The organism is Caballeronia sp. S22 (assembly GCF_964261745.1).
Taxonomy (GTDB): domain Bacteria; phylum Pseudomonadota; class Gammaproteobacteria; order Burkholderiales; family Burkholderiaceae; genus Caballeronia; species Caballeronia jiangsuensis.
On the sequence record NZ_OZ180040.1, the window covers coordinates 148,467 to 172,132 of the forward strand.

Here is a 23,666-nt window from a genome sequence, read left to right on the forward strand (position 1 = left end):
TCGGCTCGATCCCTCGCCGCTCAGGCACCGGCCAGGCGCTGCCGGCGGTTGGCCGGCGCACGGAAATCGATTTCTTCTTCGTGCCGTTGTCTCATTAGGGTGGGCTTGCGTACAGAATTGAAGCCATCATCTCTAGACCAGAGGCCTTTTCTGCCGACCGCGAGGTCGGCATTTTTTTCGCCATCGAAGGATAGGACCTGGCGTAGCGCGTGCCGCCCGATTTGAGCGATGCCGGACGCTCGAGCGAAAGGCTTCGTGAAATCGACACGTGCGATCAGGGAAACGCCTTACCCGGTGTCTTTGCCCGTTTATGAGATGAGGGACACCTTGGCAGACCTCAGACGGCGGCACAATGGATGCTCCGCGCTTCTTGTCCGTACGTGCGAGAACCGTGCGGCGCTGCACGCACTGGTCACGGCGTGCGTAGCTCGTTCCGGGCGACATTGCGATGTTCATCCCTCCGGGCGCACGGAACGGGGTCCGTCTTTCTCGACAGGATTCAGGCGCTGCTCGATAAGAACGCTCGCGGCGATCCTCAATGGACGCGCTTTGGCCCGATGGAGCGCTGTCCGAACCGCATTTGTCCGTGGAGGCGGCATGATGCAAGACCTGGCACCGCTCCCTCAGCCTACGAGCGCGCATGCGCGCCTTCTGGCGTCGAGACCGCTGGCGCCATGGGGCGGCGAGATCCGACGCATTCTCTGTGTGTGCACCGATACCCTCAGCGACGTGCTGATGACGACGCCTGCGCTTCATGCGCTACGCCACGCTTTCCCGGATCGGCATTTGACGCTACTGACCTCCGCCGCCGGCGCGGCCCTCGCGCCCTTTCTTGCCGATGTCGACGACGTAATCCGCTACGACGCACCGTGGGCGCATATAAGACCGCCGCGCACTCATCCCGCCGATCTCGCCATGCGTGTGCTGCTCGAAGAACGCCACTTCGATGCCGCCGCCATCTTTACCGGATACAGCCAAAACTCACTGCCCGCCGCGACATTCTGCTATCTGGCCGGAATACCCCGCCGGCTCGCGCGTTGCCGCGAAAATCCTTACGCGCTGCTCAATGACTGGGTGCGCGAGACGGATTCGGGAGAAAGCATGCAGCACGAAGTACAACGGCATCTGACGCTCGTGAGCGCGATTGGCGCCGTCACGAACGAAACCCGCATGCGAATGCAGTTGCGCGACCTGGATCGCAGGACGCTCGCGGCAATTTTATTGCGGCGCAAGATCAGGCTGGACCGGCCGTACATCGTCGTTCATCCCGGGGCGAGCGCCGAATGGCTTCGCTATCCGGCCGAGCGCTTTGGAGAGGCGGCCGCACAACTCGTTCGCGCGACACACATGAATGTGTTGGTCACGGGCACCGCCCGCGAAGCACCGCTTGTCAGGACGCTGATCCGTGCTGCCGGTCCATCCGTTCAGCCTTTCATCCGCGACCTTACGGATGCGTTCGAACTCGGCGCATTTGCCGCGCTGATCGAACGTGCGACAGTGGTCGTTTCGAACAACGGCGGGCCGGTCCACGTCGCTTCGGCACTCGGCACGCCTGTCGTCGATCTGCATGCGCTCGGCAACCAGCAGCACGGGCCATGGCAAACGCCAAATCGAGTTCTGTTTAACGATGTCGAAGGCCCGTGGCGCTATCGGACCGCCTTCGCCCCACGACATCATGCGTCTTCGAAAGCCATACCGTCCGTTGAGGTCGCAGAGGCGACGCTCGATCTCATCAAGGAGACAGACTATCCCACGCGTCTCGCGCAGACGCGCACCGACGAAGCCGAGACTCACACGGAACGAGGCTCATTGGGACACTCATGATGATGCTGCCTCTCGCCGGCAGCGTTGCACGCCAGTGCGACTTTCCGTGATGCTGTTTGGGTCGATCTATCCGTCGATGGGAGTGCGCTGACCGGAAATAAAACCGCGAGCGTTTTTGCCGCATTTCCCGCTAACACCGGACTCTGTCCTGAAGCGCCTCGCATGTCGCAGACGTTTTCGCGAGGCGGCCGGGATGCTGCACGCTGTTCATCGTGATGTCGACCAATGCGGACCACACGGGTATTCCCGCCCGGGCGTCCAATGTCAGGGTGGATTACCGATGGGAATGGATGATGCTTGCGTGCAGTCATCCCCGACTGGAGCCGGATAAGGTGAAAAAGCTGCTCGAAATATCTCTGGGGGTCGTCACGAGCGTCGGCGGCTTTCTGGAGATGGGATCGCTATCGACGGCCGCGCAGGGCGGTGCCGCGTTCGGCTTCCAGTTGGGCTGGTCGATCGTCCTCGGGACTGTGTGCATCATCTTTCTTTCCGAGATGGCCGGCCGCTTCGCCGCAGTGAGCCATCATACGATCGCTGACGGTATCCGCGACCGCTTCGGCATAAAGTTCTTCCTGTTACCGTTTGTCGCGACGGTGATCGTCAACGCGCTCGTTCTCGCGGCTGAAATAGGAGGCGTCAGCGTGGCGCTCGAGCTGGCCACCGGGATAAGGTATCCGTGGTGGGCGCTGCCTGTAGCGATACTCGCATGGTTCACGCTGTGGCGAAGTACCTTCGGGCTCATCGAAAAAGGCATGTCGCTGCTCGGCCTCGTCACGTTGAGCTTCGCTGTCGCGGCCGTGCTGCTCAAGCCCGACTGGCGTCACGTATTGGCGGGCGTGCTGCCCACCGTACCGCATCACAATTCAGCCAACTACTGGTTCACGGCGGTCAGTATTCTCGGCGCGTCCATTACGCCATCACTGTTTCTGTTTTATTCGTCGGGCGCCGTCGAGGATGGCTGGAACCGAGGGTATCTCGGTGCGAACCGGGCAATCGCGGCTGCGGGCATGGCCTTTGGCGGCGGCATTTCGCTCTCAGTGCTGATCGCCGCCGCCTGTGTCTTTCCCGCATACGGCATAACACGCGTTGACGACTATCAGCACTTGCCCTTGGTCCTTGTCGCCGTTTTCGGGTTCTGGGGATTCGTGTTGTTCGTCGCTTCACTCGCCTTCGCGTGCTTCGGCGCGATCTTGGAGATCGCTCTGGAACAGGCATATTTCTTTGCGCAGGGCTTCGGCTGGAACTGGGGCAAGAACCTCAAACCGCGCGAAGATCCAGCGTTCTGCCTCGTGTACACGTGCGCGCTTGCGATCAGCGCGATCCCGATCGCGGCCGGCGTCGATCCGCTCAAGCTGACCGTGTTCTCAATGGCGCTTACTGCGATGAGCCTGCCGCTCACGGTCGTTCCGTTTCTCGTGCTGATGAACGACGAGACCTATGTCGGCCGTCACCGCAACGGCGCAATCTCGAATGCTGTGGTCATCGCGATCATTGCGCTCAGCTTCGTGCTGGCAACGGTGAGCCTGCCGCTGCAAATACTCGGAGGCGGATGATGGAACTCGTGCGGGATGTCCTCGATAAGCAGTTGGTGGATCGCCACGGGGCGAAGATGGGCCGGGCCGACGGTATTGTCGTCGAGCTTCAGCCGGGCCTTCCGCCGAAAGTCATTGCAATCGAAACGGGATCGGTAGCGATGGCGCGGCGCATCAGCGAACGCGCTGGGAGGTGGATTGCTCGACTGGCCGTCAGGATCGGTGGCGAACGATACGCCCAGCCGTACAGCATTCCGTGGACGCGCATTCGTCGCATCGAGGTCGACATCAAGGTGGACGCGGACGTACACGACACTCCGCTGGGCAACTCTCAGCGGTGGCTCCGCGACCGCATCGTTGAGCATATCCCCGGGGCATCCTGATGACAAAGATCAACGTTGATCTTGTGCTGGGCCGCAAGGTGCGATCACGAAACGGCGTCTCGCTCGGACGCATCGAAGCGATCGATGTAGTCCGTCACGGGGACAGCTGGGTGATCAGCGAGTTTCACATCGGTCCCGATGCGTTACTGGAGCGCCTCGCGGTAACGTTCCTTCCGCGACTGCTGCGCGAAGCGGTGCAGCGCGCATGCCATTCCCGCCGCCATCGGATCGCGTGGCATCAGATCGACATCATGGATCCGCGACACCCACGGTTGATATGCGACGATTCGAAACCCGGTTCGCAATGCAGGGACGCAAGCGCTGTAAAAGGCGGCGTCGACGCCTGACCGTTCGGCATGGGTTCGGGGACATCGAAACCACGCGCTCTCGTGCTCATCTCTATGGAAGGTGAATGGTCGGCGCGACTCGCTCTTGGTAGTTCATCGGCGCGGCAATGCGCCAGAGTCCGCGACCTATATCTGCGACGTTCCTTAAGGCCAGGACGTTTCGCGCATTGGTAGAACCATCACTTCAGGGACGACGGTTTCCCCTGGCAATGTCAATATGAAGTAAATCACTTCCGCAACGTTAGCTGGGTCTTGCAGCGTTGTGCGATCGATATCCGGAAAGCGGTCCAGCAAGAAGGGCGTGCTCATCCCGCCTGCGACGATAGCCGATACCTTGATTGAAAACGGACGTAGTTCGGCATGCATGCTATGGGACAGGCCGAGCAATCCCCATTTACTGGCATGATATGCAGCCGCATTTGGCCAGGCGCGCTTGGATGCGGTCGATACGACATTGACGATGTGGCCTCGGCCCGCAGCTTTCATATGAGGAACCGCATACCGCGTGACGAGATACGGGCCCCGCAGATTCGTCGAGAGCACGCGGTCCCAGTTCGCAACCGACAGGGTATCGAGCGCTTCCGTCACGTCAATGGCCGCGCTGTTGACGACGACATCGATACTGCCGTATTCGCGCACGATATCGTCTATGGCAGACTCCGTGGCCGCTGCATCAGTCACGTCCAGTTCAAGCGGACGACACCGACCTTTCGTCAGCAGGATGCTGGCTGCTGTATCTTCCGCGCGCTTGCGGCTTACATCGGCGGCCACAAGCGTAGCCCCTTCGCTCGCCAGCCGCCTGCAGAGCGTGGCGCCAAGACCGCTTCCACCGCCCGTCACCAAGATCACCCAATTCTTCAGGCTCTCCGATCGGGCCGAACATTGCTGGGCCATGGTGCCCTCTCGTGGTTTGACTTGGTAAGGAAAATCGGCAATGAGCAGCGAATTCCGTTAGTCACCGGCTGCGGGGGAAATCGATCCACGCCGCGCGTCGGGGTCTTTCCAGTCTAAAAGACAATAACCTCGATAGCTCGGCAAAATCCCGAGAGTTGCATTGTGAAGTGGTGCTTGTGCTCAGGCGGCGCTATACGGCACGCACATCGTGACTGAGTCAACCGCTGTTGCGACTGGTTCACGATTCGTCGGAAATCGATTGTTCTATTTATAGCTGCCGACGTATTGATGTACAAGCGATCACTGCGCTATATCCGCAACATAAAAGCGAATCTTCTCCTTGCACGACAGCTTGGCATGCCAGCATCACTTCATTCGAAAGCGTGATGAACCAGCATGGCAAGAGGTGCGGCAGGCGATACCTTCCGACGCATCCGCACGCAGGGGCCGCGCGTCCCAGGCCGCGAGCGACACGCCCGCGTGCGCCAGTCGGGCAGCAAGCGCAATCGCGCGGGCGGCAGACCACATCGGCGCCGGGGCACAAAGACTGCTTGCAGCATACGACCGCAACCGACTTCGAAGGAGTAAAGGCCATGGCTCAAGACAAATCGTCCGGCGGTTCGAACAGCGTGTTCATCGACATGCAGAAAGCGTTGAAAGGCGTCGATTATCCAGCCGATAAGGAGACGATCGTGAAGACGGCTCGCGAGCATGGCGCGAGCAAGGATGTGATGTCCGCGCTGGAGGCGCTACCTGATCAGCAATTCCAGACGCCTGCGGAAGTGTCCAAGGCGGTCGGACAGGAATAGACTCGAACCGGAGATCGTGCTCCCGCTTCACCGCACCCTTAAGCAAGGGCGGCCCCACGAGGCGAACTCATCCGGATCAAGGGTTCGCCTCGCCGGGGTGCCAGCGGCTATTGCGTCTGAATCGATCAATCGATGCGGCACAGGTGATGCTGATTCTGCTTTGGTCGGCGTATCGTGCGCCGGCGCCGAGGAGATGGGCTGGGAACAATCACCGATGCGATCAACACCGGACCGGTTGCCGGGACACCCTGATCGATGTCTTCCCGACGACATCGAAGAAATCCCTCGACTCTTCGGTGCACGATCCCAGACGAGGGTAGCCGAACTCACCAGTATCAGCGGTACGTCGAGGAACGGCACGTAAAGGAGCCTCGCGATCTCGGCCCACCAGCGGTGCGGTTCGTCAGGCCGCAGCCCGATGGTAGACGAGCGCGGCGTGGTCCGCCTTCGAGAGCCGCGCGAGCGCGTAGCCGGCGCTCCGGAGCGTCCACATTGCCATGACGTTGGTATAGGCGTTGTTGTCGAGGCCCGGCAAGGCAACACCGGGATACTCGTTGTGATATTCGTCGGGACCGATGACCCCGCGAATCACATAGCGGCCGCGTGTCGCGTCGAAGCGGGCCGCGCTTGCCCAGAACCGCGCGATCTCGACGATCATCTCCACGCCGCGAGCCCGCAAGAACTCCTGATCGCCGGACGCGCGATAGTAGCCCCATGCGTTCCAGGCCACCGACGCGCCGACGTGACGCTCGAGACGCGTGTCGTCGCGCAGCCAGTGACCGTCGAGCGGATTGAACTGATAACGCGGCGTCTCCTCCTCGCCGGTCGCGGCGCTGCGCCACGGATACATCGCGCCTTCGTGGCCGGCGTCGCGCGCCGCAAGCCGCGCCGCGTTCAGGCGGCGATAGCGGTACATCAGCGGTCCAAGCGCGTGGTCCGGCTGAGTCCGGCCCGCCGTCGGCAGCACGAACAGGTCGTCCCAGAAAATGTGGCCGTGATAGCCCTCCTGCCAGCCGCGCGCGGACACGCCGAGGTCCTCGATCGCCGAATGCGCCGTCACCGTCTGCGCGACTTTAAACCCGCGCAAATTCAATGCGCGCGAAAGCGGCTTGTCGGCGCAGATGACCCGAGCGCTTCGCCAGGCGGCAAGCCAGGCGCGGCGATGCGCCTGGTACATCGCATCGGCGCCGCCGCACCGGCTCAGCGTGGCGAGCGCGGCGTCGGCCGGATTCGGCGCGAGCGGATCGCGCGACGTATGCACGCTCGCGGTCTTCGTGATGACCACGGGAACGCCCTTTTCCACTCGCACGCGCGAGGACCGGAAGCACGCCTCGGACTCGGTCCACGTGTGGCCGGCTCCGATCTGGATTCGTGGCTGGCCGTCGATCCGCGTGCGCGTGGCGAGCGCGATATCGACGCTCGCGCCGGTCAGCTTCGCCTCGAGCAGCAGCATGCCCTCGGGTCCGTCGCGGTGCACGACGCTTCCGATATGCCGGCCGCCGAAACGCCGGACCCTTTCGATGATCGCGTTGCGCACTGCACCGTCGATGCCATCGGCAACCTCCAGTTCGCCGCTCCAGTCGCATGCGGTGACGCGCCACATGATGACGAAGGTAGAGCAATTCGCGAAGCTCGTGTAGCGGACTTCCTCGATGAGCGTCGTCGCGTCGTCGGCGCGCAGAACGAGCGTGCGCAGGACGCGTGCGTTACGCATGTCGAGGACCTGCGCATCGATCTCATAGCGGTCGGGCGCCGTCGACTGCGATCCCCAGCGCGTCACGGTGATGTTCGCCGCCGCCGTCGCGAAGCACAGCGCGGCCTCAGGCGGCTGATTCTCTGCCAGCGCCACGGAAAGAGCGCCCGTGAAAGCGTCGCCCGCGCCGGTGGTATCGACGGGCTCGATTTTCGGCACGCGGACCACGAATGCGCGACCCTGCGCCACCGCCGCGCACCCGCCGTTGTCCAGCTTGATGCAGACAAGCGCGATGCCGCTCTCGCACAAACGCCGCGCCGCGCGCAGGGCATCGCCTTCGCTCCGAGTCGACACGCGTATGAGTTTCGACGCCTCTTCCACGTTCGGCGCGAGCACATGTAGCGCGGGCCATTGACGGCGGATCGCCTCGCCGAGCGCGTGATCAGGCGGCGACGGATCGAACACGATGCGCAAGCGCCGCCGCGAGGCCGCCGCGAGCAGCGCAGCGCATGCGTCCGCGTCGATCTCCGCGTCGGCCGAGACGATGCTGTCGCGCGGCGCGGAATCGAGCGCGCGCACGGCCGCATCGCGTTGCGCCGCGCTCCATGCTTCCTTGGCATTGCCGGCGAGCGTGATGCGCTTCTTGCCGTCCGGCGGCACGACGATGAACGAGACCGCCGTGGACATGCCCTGCGCGATGCCCACCGCCGATACATCGACGCCGATGGAACCCAGCGGCGGAAGCGCGTCGCGCGCGAAGTCGTCGTCGCCGACCATGCCGATGAGCCGCACGTCGTGCCCGAGCTTGCGCGCCAGATACGCGCGGTTCGCCGCCTTGCCGCCCGCCATTCCGCTGAAATCGCGGGCGCGGAGCGTTTCGCGCTGCTCGGTTTCGTCCACGCGCATCTGAAAATCGATGTTGATGCTGCCGAAGCTGACGAGATTCGCCATGTCTAGCTTCCTGAATCCTGCGTCGTACCTACGGCCCTTCGGTCGGACGCGGTATCGCGCGTCTTCGGCTGCCACATCGGGCTCATGTAAGTTCTCCGGTCGGACTGTCGATGCATGCGATCCGCGCATGCATCGTTCCAGCGCTGCTCCGAAAAGCTCGCTCTAGCAAGGTCGCCGGGCAGGCAAGGGCGTTCGGGACCAAGATGCCAGTCCGCCGCTCACCATGGCTCGATGGGCCCGCCCGGCCGGCGAGAAGAGCGAGTTCAGTCGGTGTCCGCGGTAAAACACGAGCGTTCATCGCCCGTGGGTACGGCGATTGCTCGGGAAGCCGCGCGGGCCGCGAAGCCGTCCTGCGCGCGGTTGTCCCTTTTCCAGCCCATGTGGAGATAACGTCATGCTGTATTACGCGCTGTTATTCTTCATCATTGCCATCATTGCGGCGGCTTTCGGCTTCGGCGGCATCGCCGCGGGTGCCGCGGGTATCGCGAAGATCCTCTTCTTTATATTTGTCGTCATATTCTTGGTCGCGCTGATAATGGGCCTCGTGCGACGATAAGGGGGCCCAGCGAGAACGAGAAACGGATGGCTAACGGCGACTCGATGCAAGGGATCAGCGTTGCTCGCAGCCATGCTTTCCTTCCACCCGGGAGCCGATCCTGCTCGAGACCAGCGATGGCAACTGAGACTGAGACGAGCAGCATCGGGATCCTAACGGCTGCCGCGGTAGTTCCATCCGCCCTACGCGAAAGGGCGACGATGTCCCATGCTTGCGCCGACATTTTCTTGATCCGGTCGAACCTCGGGTCGAGAGGGTGCGTCATGGGTTCACGGCTGAGATCAGTAATTCACGGCGAGGCCTGCTAAAAGCGAACAAGACCGGCGAGATGGACACGGATCGCCCGAAGCACTGTCCGTGATATCACTGGAAACAACTGCTTTAGCCGGCATAGGCCGGCTGCCTTCGCGGTGCGCGGATACCTTCGTCTTCCTGAGTTGCCGTTCGGCGATCACCGGGCGGCGACGACCGCGGGCCGGTCTCACGGCGCCGCGCAGCCTTGGCATATGCCTACCTCCACCGACAAACGTATAACGAAATTTGGTTCGATGCGCGACGAACCGCAATTCGTTTCGTGATTCGTCCGGTCGGCACAACGAGTGGCACGGTGAATGCTGAACTCCCGTTACTGATCCAGCCGGTCGCTGCCAGGTACACGCCCATGCGGATCAAATAACAGGGAGGCTCTCGTGAAGATCGCTTTGATCAGTGAACACGCCTCGCCGCTGGCGATAGCGGGCGGCGTCGACAGCGGCGGACAGAACATCTATGTGGCGAATGTCGCGCGCCAGCTCGTGCGCATCGGTCACGATGTCGATGTCTTCACGCGCTGCGATCGCTCGCTGCTGCCGCTCGTCTCGCGCTTCGAGCACATTCGCGTGATCAACGTGCCGGCAGGACCGCCCGTGCAACTGCCCAAGGAACAGCTTCTGCCGCACATGGACGCGTTTGCGGATTTCATGATCGGTTTCATGAAGAAGGAAATCCGCCCGTATGCGATCGTGCACGCGAACTTCTTCATGTCGGGCCTCGTCGGCCTGCGCATCAAGGACGCGCTCGGTGTGCCGCTGGTCACCACCTTTCATGCGCTTGGGCGCGTGAGGCGCCTGCATCAGGGCGAGTCGGACGGCTTTCCCGATGCCCGCTTCGCTATCGAAGACGAACTCGTGCGGCGATCCGACTCGGTGATCGCCGAATGCCCGCAGGACGAGAACGACCTGATCCACCTCTACGATGCCGACCCCCCACGCATCGATCTCGTGCCGTGCGGCTTCGACCGCACGGAGTTTCATCCGCTCGACAAGGCACGCGCCAGAGCGCGCCTCGGCTGGCCACAGGACCGCTTCATCGTGCTGCAACTGGGGCGCATGGTGCCGCGCAAGGGTATCGATAACGTCGTGCGTGCGCTGGGCGTTTGCCTCGCCGCGCATGGCGAACGTGCCGAGCTCTATGTGGTGGGCGGCAATTCCGACGAACCCAATGAGATCGCCACGCCCGAAATCGGCCGGCTGCGCGGCATCGCGCGCGAGTGCGGCATCGAGCAGCAGGTGCATTTCGTCGGCCGGCATGGCCGCGCCGAACTCAAACACTTCTACAACGCGGCCGATGTCTTCGTGACGACGCCGTGGTATGAACCCTTCGGCATCACGCCGCTGGAGGCGATGGCCTGCGGCACGCCGGTCATCGGCGCCGATGTCGGCGGCATCCGCTATTCGGTCGCGCATGGCGAAACCGGCTTGCTGGTGCCGCCCAAGGACCCCTCGGCGCTGGCCCATGCGCTGGTCGCGCTCAAGCACGATCCGACGCTCGCGCAGCGGATGGGCGAAGCGGGCCTCGCGCGCGCCAACGCTATGTTCACCTGGGCCGGCGTCGCGCAGACGCTCGCGCGGGTCTATGCGCGCCTGAGCGGCGACGAAGCGCGGGCGGCCAATCGCGTCACGATGGGCATCGCGATGGGCGGAGCCTCGCTATGACGATCATGAAATCGCTTCGCCCCGCGATCTTCATCGACAAGGACGGCACCTTGCTCGACGACCTGCCCTGGAATGTCGATCCGCGCAGGATGCGTCTCGCGCCAGGCACGTTCGACGCGTTGCGCGTGTTCGCGTGGCTTGGCGTACCGCTGTTCGTGATCAGCAACCAGAGCGGCGTGGCGCTCGGCAAGTTCACCCGGGAAGCGCTCGATCCGGTCGAAGCGCGCCTGCGTGCGCTCGTAAAGGAAGCCGGCGCCGAGCTCGCGGGCGTGTACTGGTGTCCGCATCATCCGCAAGGCATCGTGCCCGCATACACGCGGCGCTGCGAGTGCCGCAAGCCCGCGCCCGGCATGCTGCTGCGCGCAGCACGCGAGCACGGCATCGATCTCGCGCGAAGCTGGTTCATCGGCGACATGCTCGACGACGTGGAAGCGGGGCATCGCGCAGGCTGCCGCAGTGTGCTAGTGGACAACGGCAACGAGACCGAATGGCTGGCGGGCGCCGGGCGCGAGCCGGATATCGTCGTGAAGGACTTGCACGAGGCAGCGCGCGCGATCGTCGAGGCGCCGGCGCGCATCACGGAGCACCCGGCATGAAGCGCGATCCAGTCAATTCCACGACACTGCCGCCCGTCATCGAGGCGCACGCGCGCAAGAGCGCAGCGAACCAGGCCCGCGAATGGGGCCCGAATGTGAAGCGCATTCTGTGCATCCGGCTCGACAATCTCGGCGACGTATTGATGACGACGCCCGCGCTGCACGCGTTGCGCGCAGCGCAGCCTGGACGGCATCTGACCTTGCTTGCATCGCGCGCGGGCAAGGCCGCGGCGCCGTTCATCGATGCGATCGACGACGTCATCGAATACGACGCGCCGTGGGTCAAGCAGGATGCACCCATCGATGCGCTCGCCGATCTCGCCATGCGCGCACGCCTTGCCGCGGCAAAGTTCGACGCCGCCGTGATCTTCAGCGTCTACAGCCAGAATCCTCTGCCCGCCGCGATGCTCTGCCATCTCGCGGGCGTGCCGCTGCGGCTCGCGCACTGCCGTGAAAATCCGTATGGCCTGTTGACCGACTGGGTGCAGGAAACGGAGCCGCAGCACGGCACGCGGCATGAAGTCGAACGACAGCTCGCGCTGGTCGCTCAGGTCGGCGCAAAAGCCACCGATATCCGCATGCGCTTCACCGTGCGTGCCGACGATGCGGCGACGCTCGCGCACAAGCTGCTCGCACGCAACGTCGATGTGAACGCGCCGTTCATCGTCGTGCATCCGGGCGCGAGCGCCGAATCCCGCCGCTATCCCGCCGAGCGGTTCGCGCAGGCGATCGAACATCTGGGCCAGCAGCTTCAATGGCCGATGCTCGTGACCGGCTCGCGCGGCGAGAGTGCGTTATGCCGCGAAGCGTGCGGCCCGAGCCCTCATGCAATCGATCTCTCCGGCGCACTCGAACTCGGCGAGCTGGCGGCGCTCATTCAGCGCGCCCGCCTGCTCATCTCCAACAACAGCGGACCGGTGCATCTCGCATCGGCGCTGGGCACGCCTGTCGTCGATCTCTACGCGCTCACGAATCCACAGCACATGCCGTGGCAGACCCTGCATCGCGTGCTCTCTCACGACGTGCCCTGCCGCTGGTGCTATCGCAGCGTATGTCCGGAAGGCCATCACGCGTGCCTTCGCGGCGTCGGCGTTGAGCAAGTCGTCGCGGCCGCGCTGGAACTGAGCAACGCACAACCATCGCCCATCAACACGACAACACGAGCCTCTTAGTCATGTACACATTGGGAATCAATGCGGTCTATCACGACAGCGCAGCGGCGCTCGTCAGGGATGGCGTCGTCATCGCGGCGGCTGAAGACGAGCGCTTCACGCACGTCAAGCATGCGAAGCGTCCCGTGCCGTTCTCGACATGGCAGCTTCCGTTCGATGCCATCGACTATTGTTTGAAGGAAGCGGGCATCGAGCTCGCCGACGTCGACCACGTCGCCTATTCATACGATCCGCAGCTTTTCTCGGGTATGCCCAAGGACCCGAAGGCGAGCATCGCACTGCCCCTCGTGCCGTCGGAGCACGTGAGCAGCAACCCATCCGAGTCGCCGTGGGACCCGTTGTTTCTCAGCTATATCGTCAATGCAAAGCGACAGCTGCTCGATGGCGCGCCGCATCATCTGAAGCGGCGCTTTGCGAGCGGCGGGCGCGCGCCGCGTTTCGCATGGCATTACGTCGATCATCATCTCTGTCACGAAGCGAGCGCGTTTCTCGCCGCGCCCTTCGACGACACCGCCGTGCTCACGATGGACGGACGCGGCGAAGGCGTCACGACCAGCCTCGGCCAGTTCGTGAACGGCGAATACATGCGGCTCAAGCAGGTCGAGCTGCCGCATTCGCTAGGCCTGCTGTATGAAGCCGTGACCGGTTATCTCGGCTTCCTGCATTCGTCGGACGAGTACAAGGTGATGGCGCTCGCATCGTTCGGCAAGCCCGCGTATGTGGATCGGTTCCGCGAGATCGTGAAGTACTGCAACGACGGCAGCTATACCGTGGATGCGCCGCGCCTCGTCGAGCGCTTCGGTCCTCCGCGCGAGCGTGGCGGTCCGCTCACGCAGCATCACTTCGACATCGCGCATTCGCTGCAGGTCGTGCTCGAGGAGACCGCGCTCGAACTGGTGAAGTGGCTGCATGCGCGCACGGGCCTGCCGAATCTCGCGATGGCCGGCGGCGTCGCGCTGAACTGCGTGATGAACGCGCGCCTGCGCGATCGGGGGCCGTTCGCGGAAGTGTGGGTGCAGCCCGCAGCGGGCGATGCCGGCACGGCGCTCGGCGCCGCGCTCTGGACGGATTATCGGGAGCGCGCGAAGGCCGGCGATCGCAGCCGCAAGTGGCGCATGGATCATGCGTATCTCGGGCCGGCATTCGACGACGATGAGATCGAGGCGTTCCTCAAATGGACGCGCGCGCCGTATCGCAGGCTTGCCGACGTCGCCAGTGAAACCGCCGATCTGCTCGCGCAGAACCGCGTCATCGGCTGGTATCAGGGACGCACCGAGTTCGGACCGCGCGCGCTCGGCGCACGCTCGATCCTTGCCTCGCCCGTCGATGCCTCGATGCAGGCGCGCCTGAACGAGATCAAGGATCGCGAGGATTTCCGTCCCGTCGCGCCGGTCGTGATGGAAGAGCACGCGGGCGACTGGTTCGTCGATGCGCGCGTGGCGCCCTTCATGCTCTTCGTGTTCGACGTGCGTCCCGAGATGAAGTCGCGCATTCCGGCGGTCACGCATATCGACGGCACCGCGCGCGTGCAGACAGTCAACCGCTCGCAGCATCCGCTCTACTACGACCTCCTGGCCGCGTTCAAGGCGCGCACGGGCGTGCCGGTGCTCGTCAACACGTCGTTCAACACGCGCGGGGAGCCGATGGTCAACACGCCGCGCGATGCGCTCGAATCGTTCTGGACCTCGCCGCTCGATGCGCTCGTGATCGGCCCGTTCCTCGTCGAAAAAACGGGGCCGCGCGCATGAGCACCTACGCCGGCCTTTTCGAAAACCGCGAGCTGAGCGCGACGGATGCGCCCACCACGCCACGCGGCGATTTCATTCCGGACGTATCCGTGATCGTGCCGACATATCGCCGTCCCGCGATGCTCGAACGCTGCGCGCGCGCGCTCGCCGCGCAGGCGTACGATGCGGCGCGCTACGAGATCATCGTATGCGACGACGGCCCCGAAGATGCGACGAGGGCGTGCGTGCAGCGCCTGACGCAAGCGCATGCGGAGTACGGGCCGCGGATCCGCTATGTGCCCGTCACGGCGACACAGGGTCCGGCGGGCGCACGTAACGCGGGCTGGCGCGCATCGCTTGCGCGGCGCATCGCCTTTACGGACGACGACACCATTCCCGATCCGCAATGGCTCGCGAACGGCATGCGCGCGCTCGATGCAGGTGCGGACGCGGTATCGGGCCGCATCGTCGTGCCGCTCGGTCCGCGCCCGACCGATTACGAACTCGATGCTGCCGGCCTCGCCCGTGCCGAATTCGCGACCGCGAATACGTTCGTCACGCGCGCCGCGCTCGAACGCACGGGCGGATTCGATGCGCGCTTCACGTCCGCATGGCGCGAGGACTCGGATCTGCAGTTCGCATTGTTGAAGGCGGGACTCGTCATCGCGGGTGCCGAGGATGCGAAGGTGCTGCATCCCGTGCGCCCCGCGCGCTGGGGCGTGAGCATCTCGCAGCAGAAGAAGAGCCAGTTCGACGCCCTGCTTTTCAAGAAGCATCCCGTGCTGTTTCGTGCGCGCATCCGGCGCCGTCCGCCGTTGCTCTATTACGCGATGCTTGTTGCAATCCTCGCCACGATCGTATCGCTCGCCACAGGCGCTTTGCGCCTGGCGGCCGTAGCGGCATTCGCGTGGGCCGCGATGACGATCTGGTTCGCCACGCGACGACTGAAGACGACAGCGCGCACGCCATCGCATATCGCGGAGATGCTGTGTACGTCCGCGATCATCCCGTATCTGTCGATCTACTGGCGCATTCGCGGCGCGTTCAGATTCAGGGTGTTCTTCCTATGAACATCGAGCCGATCGAACGCATCGTCGTCTTCAGGGCGCTACAGCTCGGCGATATGCTGTGCGCCGTGCCCGCGTTGCGGGCATTGCGCCGCGCGTATCCGCAGGCGCACATTGCCCTCGTGGGGCTGCCGTGGGCGGCGGGCTTCGTCGAGCGATACGCGCATCTGCTCGATGAGCTGATCATATTTCCAGGCGCGAGCGGCTTCCCCGAACAGGAAGAAACCGATGCGCATCTGCCGGGCTTTCTGCGTACCATGCGCGAGCGGCGCTTCGATCTCGCGATTCAACTGCATGGCAGCGGCGGCTTGGCGAACGACATCATCGAAGGGATGGGCGCGCGTTTCAACGCTGGCTTCGTCGAGCCGACCCAGCCGACGCGCCGGGGGGTCTTCATGCCCTGGCCGGACGAGCTGCCCGAACCTGCGCGCTATACGGCGCTGATGGAACGGCTCGGCATCGAAGCGGGCGACCTCGGCCTCGAAATCCCGTTGACCGCACATGACCAGCGTGAATGCAACGCACTGATCCACAGCTGCGCGATCGAATGCGAGCGGCTCGTGCTCGTTCATCCGGGCGCGCAACTGCCTTCGCGGCGCTGGCCCGTCGAGCGCTTCGGCGTGGTCGCGCGCGCGCTGTCGGATGCAGGCTGGCAGATCGCCGTCACCGGTAGCGCGAGCGAGGCGGCGCTCACGGCCCGCGTGCTCCGCGGCGCCGGCGCGCACGCCATCGACCTCGCGGGGCGCACGTCGCTCGGCGCGCTGGCGGCGCTCGTCGCGCGGGCAAGGCTCATCGTCTGCAACGACACCGGGCTCTCGCATGTCGCGGCGGCCATGCGCACGCCGAGCGTCGTGATCGCGTCGGGGAGCGACACGCGCCGCTGGGCGCCGCTCGACCATGCGCGGCATCGTGTGCTGGCGGACTGGCCAGCATGCCGCCCCTGCGCATTCCGCGACTGCCCTTACGGCCACGAATGCGCGCTCAATGTGAGCGTGGAGGCCGTGCTCGATGCGGCCTTCTCCCAGCTTCAATCGACCGTCGCAGAGGAGATGTTTCACTATGCCCACGACTAGTTCCCGGCGCCGCCTGCGTGTGCTCACGTGGCACATTCACGGCAACTACCTGTACTACCTGAGCCAGGCGCCGCACGACTTCTATCTCGTCACGCGGCCGGGCTATCCGCCGGGTTACGCGGGCACGGCCGGCGCGTTGCCTTTCGGCGCGAACGTGCACGAAATGCCGGCAAGCGAAGTTGCATCGCAATCGTTCGATGTCGTGCTCTTCCAGCACAAACGCCAATGGGACGACGACCGCCTCACTCTGCTCACTGATGCCCAGCGGCGCCTGCCGCGCATCTACGTCGAGCACGATCCGCCGCTGGAGAATCCGTTCGAGCAACGGCACTGGGTTCAGGAGCGCGACACCCTGCTCGTGCACGTCACCCACTTCAACCGGCTGATGTGGGACAGCGGCGAGACGCCCACGCGCGTGATCGAGCACGGCGTGCTCGTGCCCGATGGCGTGCGCTACAGCGGCGAGCTCGAACGCGGCATCGCGGTGATCAATCATCTGCGCCAGCGGGGCAGGCGGCTCAGCCCCGATGTCTACGCGCACGCCGCCGCCCGCGTGCCGCTCGATCTCGTTGGCATGGATGCGGAGTCGGCGGGCGGCATTGGCGAGATCGGCAATCCGGATCTTGCGGGATTCATCGCGCGCTATCGATTCTTCTTCCATCCGATCCGCTGGACGAGTCTCGGACTCGCCGTCGTCGAGGCGATGACGATCGGCATGCCGGTCATCGGCCTCGCCACGACCGAGCTCGCCACCGTGATCCGCAATGGGGAGAGCGGTTACATCCATACCGATACGCAGGCGCTCATCGACGCCATGCAACGCCTCCTGGGCGATCCCGCCGAAGCCCGGCGTCTCGGGGAGGGCGCGCGGCGCACCGCGCTCGAGCGATTCCACATCGCGCGCTTCGCCCGTGACTGGGACGAAACCTTGCACTACGTGTGCAGCTGACAACCCTCATCAAGGGGACGGGAAGACATGAAAGAAGCCTTCAGAAAGCGCATTCTGGTGACGGGCGGCGCGGGCTTTCTCGGCTCGCATCTGTGCGAGCGCCTGCTCGCGCGGGGCCACGACGTGCTATGCGTCGACAACTTCTATACCGGCGCGAAGGACAACATCGCGCATCTGCTCGACAGCCCGAACTTCGAGCTGATGCGCCATGACATCACCTTTCCGCTGTACGTGGAGGTCGACGAGATCTACAACCTCGCGTGCCCGGCCTCGCCGATTCATTATCAGCACGATCCCGTACAGACCACCAAGACGAGCGTGCACGGCGCAATCAACATGCTCGGCCTCGCCAAGCGCGTTCATGCGCGGATTCTTCAGGCATCGACGAGCGAAGTGTATGGCGACGCGCGCGTGCATCCTCAGCAGGAAGCGTACTGGGGCAACGTGAATCCCATCGGTCCGCGCTCCTGCTACGACGAAGGCAAGCGCTGCGCCGAAACGCTCTTCATGGATTACCGGCGGCAGCACGGCCTTTCCATCAAGATCGCGCGTATTTTCAACACATACGGGCCGCGCATGCACCCGTCGGATGGTCGCGTGATCTCCAACTTCATGATGCAGGCGCTGTCCGGGCAGCCGATCACCGTCTATGGCGAAGGCTCGCAGACGCGCTCCTTCTGCTATGTCGAAGACATGGTCGATGCCTTCATTCGCCTCATGAACTCGCCCGACGAACTCACGGGGCCCGTGAATCTCGGCAATCCGCACGAGCTTTCGATGCTGGAGATCGCACGGCGCATCATCGAACTGACGGGGTCGTCGTCGGAGATCGTCTTCAAGCCCCTGCCGCTCGACGACCCGTGGCATCGCCAGCCGGACATCTCGCGCGCGCGCAATGCGCTCGGCTGGGCGCCGACGACGCCGCTCGACGAAGGACTGCGGCGCACGGTACAGCATTTTCGCGGCGTCATCGAAGCGGCCGAGTCGCGCGCCGCGCACGGCGTCTAGGATGACGTGCGCGCGGTCACGCCGCCGATCGTCGCGATCAGCTTCGGCGCGGGCACGGGCTTGGTCAGACGTGCCTGGAAGCCGGCGGCCTGCGCACGCGTACGCGCTTCGGCCTGCGCGTGGCCCGTCAGCGCGATGGCGGGCATGCGCTCGGCGAGCGTCGCGCCGCGGCTCGCCTCTTGGTCGCGGATGAGCCGCAGGACTTCGTAGCCGTCCTGCTCGCTGCCGAGCGCGATATCGCAGAGCAGGACATCCGGCCATTGCACGGTGGCGAGGCCATGCAGGCGCGCGAGGGCTTCATCGCCGGATGCGCATGACACGACATGTGCGCCGAACGCTTCGAGCACGGACTCGAGCGCATCGCGGGCTTCTTCCTGATCGTTGAGCAGCATCACCGTGACGCCCTTCAGCGCGTCGCGGTGCGCCGTCTCCGAGATTTGCGGCTCGTCGAGCACCGGACGCAGCGGCATCGTCGCCACATAAGCGACGTGCCGGTCGACGTAGCGCGCCGCGAAGCTGCCACCCGTTTCGTTGAGCGCCTTTTCGAGCCGGCGCATCTGCTGCGAGGAAAGCTCGGCCGGCGTTTCGCGCTGTCCGATGACCGTGAGGCTCGCATGATTGTTCTCGCGAAAAACGCGCAACTCGATCCGCTCGCCACGCACCGTCGCGCGCATCTGCACACGGCACATCTCGGCCACGATCTGCTGCAGCACGCTCGCATCGCCCGAGACGCGCAGGCCCGGCTCGGTGATGACGGTATAAAGGTTCACGCCGCGCGCGGAGATCTCGTCATGCAACGCATCGACCACCCCGGCAACGAGCGCATGGAGTCCCATCGCTTGCGCGGACACCTTGCGCTGCGCGTGCTCCAGCTCGCCCTGCTGCCATTGCAGCGACCACATGCGCGCATACACGCCGTCGCGCGCGAGCAGCTCGTCGTGCTGTCCCTGCTCGACGATGCGCCCGTGCTCCATCACGAGAATCCAGTCCGCATCGACGACGGTCGACAGACGATGCGCGATCACGATCGACGTGCGCCCCTTCGCGAGCCGGTCGAGCTCGTTCTGGATGGCCCGCTCGGAACGCGTGTCGAGCGCGGACGTCGCTTCGTCGAACACGATGATGCGCGGGTTCTTGAGGATCGCCCGCGCGATCGCGATGCGTTGACGCTCACCGCCCGAGAGCCGCACGCCGCGCTCGCCGACGCGCGTGTCGTTGTGATCGGGCAGGCGCTCGATGAAGCCGTCGATCTGCGCGGCACGCGCGGCCTGCAGGATCTCCGCACGCGTGGCGTCGAGGCGGCCGCAGCCGATGTTGTAGGCAATCGTATCGTTGAAGAGCACGGTATCCTGCGGCACGATGCCGATGGTCGCGCGCAGGCTGTTCTGCGTCACTTGCGCGATGTCCTGTCCGTCGATGCGGATCGCGCCCGCGGTCGGCTGATAGAGCCTGAAAAGCAGTTTCACGAGCGTCGACTTGCCCGAGCCGCTGCCGCCGACCACCGCGAGCTTCTTCCCCGGATGCGCGCGGAAATCGACATCCCGCAGGATCTGCCGCGCCGGGTCGTAGCCGAATTCGACGTGATCGAATTCGATCTCGCCCGCCGCGACGACGAGCGGCCGCGCCCGCGGCTCGTCCACGTCCTCGCGCACGCGACCGCGCGAGAGCAGAATGCCGAACATGCGCTCGACGTTCACTACCGCGTCGTTGGTCTCTCGGAACACGAATCCGAGCGTGCTGAGCGGACTGACCACTTGCACGATATACGCGTTGACGAACACGAGATCGCCGACGCTCATCATCCCCGCGACCACATGCTGCGCCGCGCGCAGCATCACCGCAGCGATGCCCAGCGCGATGATGGTGCTCTGCGCCACGTGCAGCAGCGTGAGCGCGCGCTGATTGGCAACGCGCGCATGCACCCATTCCTCGAGCACGCCCGTGAGACGCCGCGTTTCGGTTCTTTCGCTCGCGAAGAACTTCACGGTCTCGTAATTGAGCAGGCTGTCGACGAGGCGGCTGTCGGACTGCGCCTCCAGCGTATTGACCGCGCGCTGGAAGCGCATGCGATAGCGCGTGAAGATGATCGTCCACACGGAGTACAGCACGAAGGTCACGCCGATGATCGCCATGAATTCGAGCGAGTAATAGCGCACCATCACGGCGACGACGGTGCCGATTTCGATCAGCACCGGAACGATGGTGAACAGCGAGGTGCCAAGCAGAAAACCGATGCCGTCCGCGCCCTTCTGCACGTCGCGCACCACCGCGCCAGTCTCGCGCTGCGCATGGAAACGCGCGCCCAGCGCATGCAGATGTGCGAAGGTTCGCTCGGTAAATGAAGCCACCGTGCGCTGCGTGACGATGCTGAACACCACGTCGCGCGCCTCGTTCAGCACGTCGCCGAGATAGCGCATCAGCACGTACGCGAGCACCAGGAAGACGGGGAAGACGACGCTTGCGGCCGGATGACTGAACTCGTCGATGACGCGCTTCAGCATCAGCGGCACCGAAACGACCGCGAGCCGCGCGCACCTTGCCGGAGGAGACCCGCGCCGTCACTCCTTCCAGTCCTTGCGCTTGGCGTCGACAGAGTGCGACGCGCCGTTCTGCTGCGCCCGTGCACCCGCCGCGTCCGCCATGCAGGCAACGGCGAGCGCTGCGATCGTCACGGTTCGGAAAATGCAGTTCATCTGGTCCTTTCCTTCGATCGATATTGGCGTTGCGTCCGTGTCCCGGAGCAAAGCTCGCGCCAGACCGGAGCAGGCAGAGTCCTCATGGCCGGTTCCGTTCGCAAAGGGCGTCAGGCGCGCGGCGGCTCACGCGGACTGGCGCAGTCAAAAAATAACCGGCGGATGCCAACCAGCGTATGCTAAACCAAGCTGTGCGCGAATCGCGGACGCGGTCATGTTCACCTTGTCGAGATCATTCCGGAACGCGCGGTTTTCCAAGCGCTACCGTCGGCATGCCGACGTCCCGAAAGTGACCTTCCAGAGCCACATCGTCATGCCGACGATGGCATCGGCCGAATCGCCCATCGCCGGCCACGCGCGCGTCCTGACCAATATCAGCGCCGAGGTTCTTGCATCATCGTTGCGGCTCGCGGAAAACGCATAGGCGCCGCACTGAAACTTCCGGCTCATCACACCATGGACAATCAGGACGAAACCGTCAATCCAGCCCCAGTGCCGCGACCGTCAGCGGGCGACGCCATGCTGCGCTACAAGGTACAGGCCGAACTCGAAAGGCTCGATCAGTTCATCGTCGAATGCGCGCTGCGCATCACGGAACAGCGTCTGCGCCTGCAATGGCTGCGGCAAAGCGGGCATGACACCGGAGACTCCGAAACATTGCTGAACAATCTGATCAGCAGTCTGGGGGCGCTCCACCGGCTTCGCAAGACGGTCATGACCGAACTTCAGACACCGGGCCAATGATGCGCCGGTCTCATGGGCGTCCGCTACATGCGACGTCCTTGAACTGCAACCGTGAGTACTCGTCCAGGCACGTGTAGAAGGCGTGGATTCCGAACTTTCCGGGCTCGACAGCGCACTCTGCCGGCTTTCGGGAACACCCAATGCTAAACCCATGACGTGGCCGCGCAAGCGGTCGTCTTTTTCCCCGTCAGCAATCAGCAGCGGTCGAGCATGAAAGCACTCGTCCAGGAGCGAGCGAAGCCGTCGCGGGTTCCGTGCTCGAGACCGCCGCCTGACCTTGCAGTGTCATCCAGGAGAATCTCATGACCGCACCTACAGAATACCCTCGCCCGCCCCTGCCGCCGCAGCAGCAGGACAATCGTCCCGGATTCACCGGCCCGATGGACCCGCCGCCGGATCACGGCGAATCAAGCTACAAGGGCAGCGACAGGCTGGCGGGCAAGGTGGCGCTCATCACGGGCGCGGACAGCGGCATCGGCCGGGCGGTGGCGATCGCCTTTGCGCGCGAAGGCGCGGATGTCGCCATCGGATATCTGAACGAGCACGCCGACGCCGAGGAAACCGCGCGCTGGGTCCAGCAGGCGGGACGGCGGGCGCTGCTTCTGCCCGGCGACATCACCGACCGCGCGCATTGCAGGCAGATCGTCGAAAAAACGGCCGAGACGTTCGGCCGAATCGACGTGCTGGTGAACAATGCGGCCTATCAGGCGACTTACGACAAGCTCGAGGACATCAGCGACGACGAATGGGACAAGACCTACTCAGCCAACATTGGTGCGATGTTCCGCATCACCAAAGCGGCGCTCGCGCACATGAAGGCCGGCGGGGCGATCGTCAACACGACGTCCGTCAACGCCGATGCGCCGAATCCGGGCCTGATCGCATATGCAAGCACCAAGGGCGCCATCCAGAACTTCACGGGCGGGCTCGCACAGTTGCTTGCCGAGCGCGGCATCCGCGCGAATTGCGTGGCGCCGGGACCGATCTGGACACCGCTCATACCGTCCACGATGCCGCCATCGAGTGTCGAGAACTTCGGCAAGCAGACGCCCATGAAGCGCCCCGGCCAGCCCGCCGAGCTGGCTGCCGCCTATGTGATGCTCGCGTCGGACGAGGCCAGTTACATATCGGGCGCGACGGTCGCCGTGACGGGCGGCAAGCCCATCATCTAGTGCCGGGCGGCATAGCGAATGCTCAATTGAAAGTACGAAGGGCTCCGCAGGGTCCGGCGGAGCCGACGCGGTGAAAGAAGGCACCAAGGCCCATGAAATCATGAAATCCGACATGTTGAGAATGGCCCGAAAATCGGGGATGACGGTTCTGCTCGACGGCAAAATCGGACAGGAAGCGTACATGAGCGTGAGCGGCTCGACCGACGCCCTGCAACGATTCGCTAACGACGTGCGGGCCTCGCTGCTGCGCCATCCGCGCCGCAAGGTGCGCGCGGCGCGCACGCCGAGCGTGAATCCGCTCGTGCCGGCCCGCATGCGCGAGCGCATCGCCGCCTTCAAGTATGGCGGCGTGGGTGCCCCGCGTGCAACGCATGCGGCGCACCGGCCCGCGCTCAGGCGGCGCGCCTCAACCGCTCGATGCAGCCCTTCATGAACGCGCGCTGCGCGTACATGGCCCCGAGCACGTCCTCGAGCGTCTTCAGCACCACGAGCGCGGCTTCGGT

The 23,666-nt window shown here is 64.4% G+C and carries 22 protein-coding genes; 18 read left to right on the top strand and 4 right to left on the bottom strand.

Going from position 1 to position 23,666, the window contains the following annotated elements:
- The first annotated feature begins 735 nt into the window (after window positions 1–735).
- From ACEN42_RS38965 to ACEN42_RS38980, 4 genes are all read left to right on the top strand, one after another.
- Window positions 736–1,824, top strand: coding sequence for a glycosyltransferase family 9 protein (locus ACEN42_RS38965; RefSeq protein ID WP_371884668.1), 1,089 nt, complete (start codon window positions 736–738; stop codon window positions 1,822–1,824).
- A gap of 332 nt (window positions 1,825–2,156) precedes the next feature.
- Entirely contained in the window at window positions 2,157–3,377 is a 1,221-nt protein-coding gene (locus ACEN42_RS38970; protein ID WP_371884417.1) for an NRAMP family divalent metal transporter, read from the top strand.
- Window positions 3,374–3,739: a hypothetical protein gene (locus tag ACEN42_RS38975; RefSeq protein ID WP_371884418.1), complete on the top strand. Its 366-nt coding sequence runs from the start codon at window positions 3,374–3,376 to the stop codon at window positions 3,737–3,739. Before ACEN42_RS38970 ends, ACEN42_RS38975 begins: the two co-directional genes overlap by 4 nt.
- Window positions 3,739–4,086: a hypothetical protein gene (locus tag ACEN42_RS38980; protein WP_371884419.1), complete on the top strand. Its 348-nt coding sequence runs from the start codon at window positions 3,739–3,741 to the stop codon at window positions 4,084–4,086. The genes ACEN42_RS38975 and ACEN42_RS38980 overlap by 1 nt, the downstream gene beginning before the upstream one ends.
- Window positions 4,087–4,230: 144 nt before the next feature.
- Here the strand turns inward: ACEN42_RS38980 and ACEN42_RS38985 are convergent, their stop codons facing one another.
- A complete protein-coding gene (locus ACEN42_RS38985; protein WP_371884420.1) occupies window positions 4,231–4,980 on the bottom strand; it encodes an SDR family oxidoreductase in 750 nt (249 codons plus the stop codon).
- A gap of 593 nt (window positions 4,981–5,573) precedes the next feature.
- Here ACEN42_RS38985 and ACEN42_RS38990 point away from each other — a divergent pair.
- The gene (locus ACEN42_RS38990) at window positions 5,574–5,789 is read left to right on the top strand and encodes a DUF2795 domain-containing protein (protein ID WP_371884421.1); all 216 of its coding nucleotides are present in this window, start codon (window positions 5,574–5,576) and stop codon (window positions 5,787–5,789) included.
- A 403-nt stretch (window positions 5,790–6,192) separates the two neighbouring features.
- On the opposite strand, the gene ACEN42_RS38995 is transcribed toward ACEN42_RS38990, so the two are convergent.
- Window positions 6,193–8,433, bottom strand: coding sequence for a PfkB family carbohydrate kinase (locus ACEN42_RS38995; RefSeq protein ID WP_371884422.1), 2,241 nt, complete (start codon window positions 8,431–8,433; stop codon window positions 6,193–6,195).
- 394 nt (window positions 8,434–8,827) lie between these two features.
- On the opposite strand from ACEN42_RS38995, the gene ACEN42_RS39000 reads away from it, so the two are divergent.
- The 9 genes from ACEN42_RS39000 to ACEN42_RS39040 all read left to right on the top strand — a co-directional run bounded on the left by ACEN42_RS39000 (window position 8,828) and on the right by ACEN42_RS39040 (window position 18,554).
- Window positions 8,828–8,989, top strand: a complete 162-nt coding sequence (locus tag ACEN42_RS39000) for a DUF1328 family protein (RefSeq protein WP_371884423.1) — start codon at window positions 8,828–8,830, stop codon at window positions 8,987–8,989.
- A 689-nt stretch (window positions 8,990–9,678) separates the two neighbouring features.
- Entirely contained in the window at window positions 9,679–10,962 is a 1,284-nt protein-coding gene (locus tag ACEN42_RS39005; RefSeq protein WP_371884409.1) for a glycosyltransferase family 4 protein, read from the top strand.
- Complete coding sequence (locus ACEN42_RS39010) at window positions 10,959–11,558, top strand: D-glycero-alpha-D-manno-heptose-1,7-bisphosphate 7-phosphatase (protein ID WP_371884424.1); 600 nt, start codon at window positions 10,959–10,961, stop codon at window positions 11,556–11,558. The genes ACEN42_RS39005 and ACEN42_RS39010 overlap by 4 nt, the downstream gene beginning before the upstream one ends.
- The gene (locus ACEN42_RS39015; protein WP_371884425.1) at window positions 11,555–12,730 is read left to right on the top strand and encodes a glycosyltransferase family 9 protein; all 1,176 of its coding nucleotides are present in this window, start codon (window positions 11,555–11,557) and stop codon (window positions 12,728–12,730) included. The genes ACEN42_RS39010 and ACEN42_RS39015 overlap by 4 nt, the downstream gene beginning before the upstream one ends.
- A gap of 2 nt (window positions 12,731–12,732) precedes the next feature.
- A complete protein-coding gene (locus ACEN42_RS39020; RefSeq protein WP_371884426.1) occupies window positions 12,733–14,478 on the top strand; it encodes a carbamoyltransferase in 1,746 nt (581 codons plus the stop codon).
- Window positions 14,475–15,527 carry a glycosyltransferase family 2 protein gene (locus ACEN42_RS39025; RefSeq protein ID WP_371884427.1) on the top strand — a complete coding sequence of 351 codons (1,053 nt, stop codon included), beginning with the start codon at window positions 14,475–14,477 and terminating at the stop codon, window positions 15,525–15,527. Before ACEN42_RS39020 ends, ACEN42_RS39025 begins: the two co-directional genes overlap by 4 nt.
- Window positions 15,524–16,597 (top strand): glycosyltransferase family 9 protein, encoded by a 1,074-nt coding sequence (locus tag ACEN42_RS39030; protein ID WP_371884428.1) that lies wholly within the window; start codon window positions 15,524–15,526, stop codon window positions 16,595–16,597. Before ACEN42_RS39025 ends, ACEN42_RS39030 begins: the two co-directional genes overlap by 4 nt.
- Window positions 16,584–17,546: a glycosyltransferase family 4 protein gene (locus ACEN42_RS39035; RefSeq protein ID WP_371884429.1), complete on the top strand. Its 963-nt coding sequence runs from the start codon at window positions 16,584–16,586 to the stop codon at window positions 17,544–17,546. Before ACEN42_RS39030 ends, ACEN42_RS39035 begins: the two co-directional genes overlap by 14 nt.
- Window positions 17,547–17,573: 27 nt before the next feature.
- Window positions 17,574–18,554 carry a UDP-glucuronic acid decarboxylase family protein gene (locus ACEN42_RS39040; RefSeq protein ID WP_371884430.1) on the top strand — a complete coding sequence of 327 codons (981 nt, stop codon included), beginning with the start codon at window positions 17,574–17,576 and terminating at the stop codon, window positions 18,552–18,554.
- On the opposite strand, the gene ACEN42_RS39045 is transcribed toward ACEN42_RS39040, so the two are convergent.
- Window positions 18,551–21,055: an ATP-binding cassette domain-containing protein gene (locus ACEN42_RS39045; protein WP_371884431.1), complete on the bottom strand. Its 2,505-nt coding sequence runs from the start codon at window positions 21,053–21,055 to the stop codon at window positions 18,551–18,553. The two genes, ACEN42_RS39040 and ACEN42_RS39045, sit on opposite strands and share 4 nt — an antisense overlap.
- Before the next feature lie 57 nt (window positions 21,056–21,112).
- Complete coding sequence (locus tag ACEN42_RS39050; protein WP_371884432.1) at window positions 21,113–21,247, bottom strand: hypothetical protein; 135 nt, start codon at window positions 21,245–21,247, stop codon at window positions 21,113–21,115.
- Window positions 21,248–21,461: 214 nt separating this feature from the next.
- On the opposite strand from ACEN42_RS39050, the gene ACEN42_RS39055 reads away from it, so the two are divergent.
- The 4 genes from ACEN42_RS39055 to ACEN42_RS39070 all read left to right on the top strand — a co-directional run bounded on the left by ACEN42_RS39055 (window position 21,462) and on the right by ACEN42_RS39070 (window position 23,596).
- The gene (locus tag ACEN42_RS39055) at window positions 21,462–21,671 is read left to right on the top strand and encodes a hypothetical protein (protein WP_371884433.1); all 210 of its coding nucleotides are present in this window, start codon (window positions 21,462–21,464) and stop codon (window positions 21,669–21,671) included.
- 32 nt (window positions 21,672–21,703) lie between these two features.
- Complete coding sequence (locus tag ACEN42_RS39060; RefSeq protein ID WP_371884434.1) at window positions 21,704–21,991, top strand: hypothetical protein; 288 nt, start codon at window positions 21,704–21,706, stop codon at window positions 21,989–21,991.
- A gap of 302 nt (window positions 21,992–22,293) precedes the next feature.
- Complete coding sequence (locus ACEN42_RS39065; protein ID WP_371884435.1) at window positions 22,294–23,163, top strand: glucose 1-dehydrogenase; 870 nt, start codon at window positions 22,294–22,296, stop codon at window positions 23,161–23,163.
- 70 nt (window positions 23,164–23,233) lie between these two features.
- On the top strand, window positions 23,234–23,596 hold the full coding sequence (locus ACEN42_RS39070) for a hypothetical protein (RefSeq protein WP_371884436.1): 363 nt from the start codon (window positions 23,234–23,236) through the stop codon (window positions 23,594–23,596).
- Window positions 23,597–23,666 lie beyond the last annotated feature (70 nt).

Bases quoted from the DNA above. Each gene is read 5' to 3' on its own strand.
- ACEN42_RS38965 (WP_371884668.1), top strand. From the start codon at position 736: ATGACGACGCCTGCGCTTCATGCGCTACGCCACGCTTTCCCGGATCGG.
- ACEN42_RS38975 (WP_371884418.1), top strand. From the start codon at position 3,374: ATGATGGAACTCGTGCGGGATGTCCTCGATAAGCAGTTGGTGGATCGC.
- ACEN42_RS38980 (WP_371884419.1), top strand. From the start codon at position 3,739: ATGACAAAGATCAACGTTGATCTTGTGCTGGGCCGCAAGGTGCGATCA.
- ACEN42_RS38985 (WP_371884420.1), bottom strand. From the start codon at position 4,980: ATGGCCCAGCAATGTTCGGCCCGATCGGAGAGCCTGAAGAATTGGGTG.
- ACEN42_RS38990 (WP_371884421.1), top strand. From the start codon at position 5,574: ATGGCTCAAGACAAATCGTCCGGCGGTTCGAACAGCGTGTTCATCGAC.
- ACEN42_RS38995 (WP_371884422.1), bottom strand. From the start codon at position 8,433: ATGGCGAATCTCGTCAGCTTCGGCAGCATCAACATCGATTTTCAGATG.
- ACEN42_RS39000 (WP_371884423.1), top strand. From the start codon at position 8,828: ATGCTGTATTACGCGCTGTTATTCTTCATCATTGCCATCATTGCGGCG.
- ACEN42_RS39010 (WP_371884424.1), top strand. From the start codon at position 10,959: ATGACGATCATGAAATCGCTTCGCCCCGCGATCTTCATCGACAAGGAC.
- ACEN42_RS39015 (WP_371884425.1), top strand. From the start codon at position 11,555: ATGAAGCGCGATCCAGTCAATTCCACGACACTGCCGCCCGTCATCGAG.
- ACEN42_RS39020 (WP_371884426.1), top strand. From the start codon at position 12,733: ATGTACACATTGGGAATCAATGCGGTCTATCACGACAGCGCAGCGGCG.
- ACEN42_RS39025 (WP_371884427.1), top strand. From the start codon at position 14,475: ATGAGCACCTACGCCGGCCTTTTCGAAAACCGCGAGCTGAGCGCGACG.
- ACEN42_RS39030 (WP_371884428.1), top strand. From the start codon at position 15,524: ATGAACATCGAGCCGATCGAACGCATCGTCGTCTTCAGGGCGCTACAG.
- ACEN42_RS39035 (WP_371884429.1), top strand. From the start codon at position 16,584: ATGCCCACGACTAGTTCCCGGCGCCGCCTGCGTGTGCTCACGTGGCAC.
- ACEN42_RS39040 (WP_371884430.1), top strand. From the start codon at position 17,574: ATGAAAGAAGCCTTCAGAAAGCGCATTCTGGTGACGGGCGGCGCGGGC.
- ACEN42_RS39045 (WP_371884431.1), bottom strand. From the start codon at position 21,055: ATGCTGAAGCGCGTCATCGACGAGTTCAGTCATCCGGCCGCAAGCGTC.
- ACEN42_RS39050 (WP_371884432.1), bottom strand. From the start codon at position 21,247: ATGAACTGCATTTTCCGAACCGTGACGATCGCAGCGCTCGCCGTTGCC.
- ACEN42_RS39055 (WP_371884433.1), top strand. From the start codon at position 21,462: ATGTTCACCTTGTCGAGATCATTCCGGAACGCGCGGTTTTCCAAGCGC.
- ACEN42_RS39060 (WP_371884434.1), top strand. From the start codon at position 21,704: ATGGACAATCAGGACGAAACCGTCAATCCAGCCCCAGTGCCGCGACCG.
- ACEN42_RS39065 (WP_371884435.1), top strand. From the start codon at position 22,294: ATGACCGCACCTACAGAATACCCTCGCCCGCCCCTGCCGCCGCAGCAG.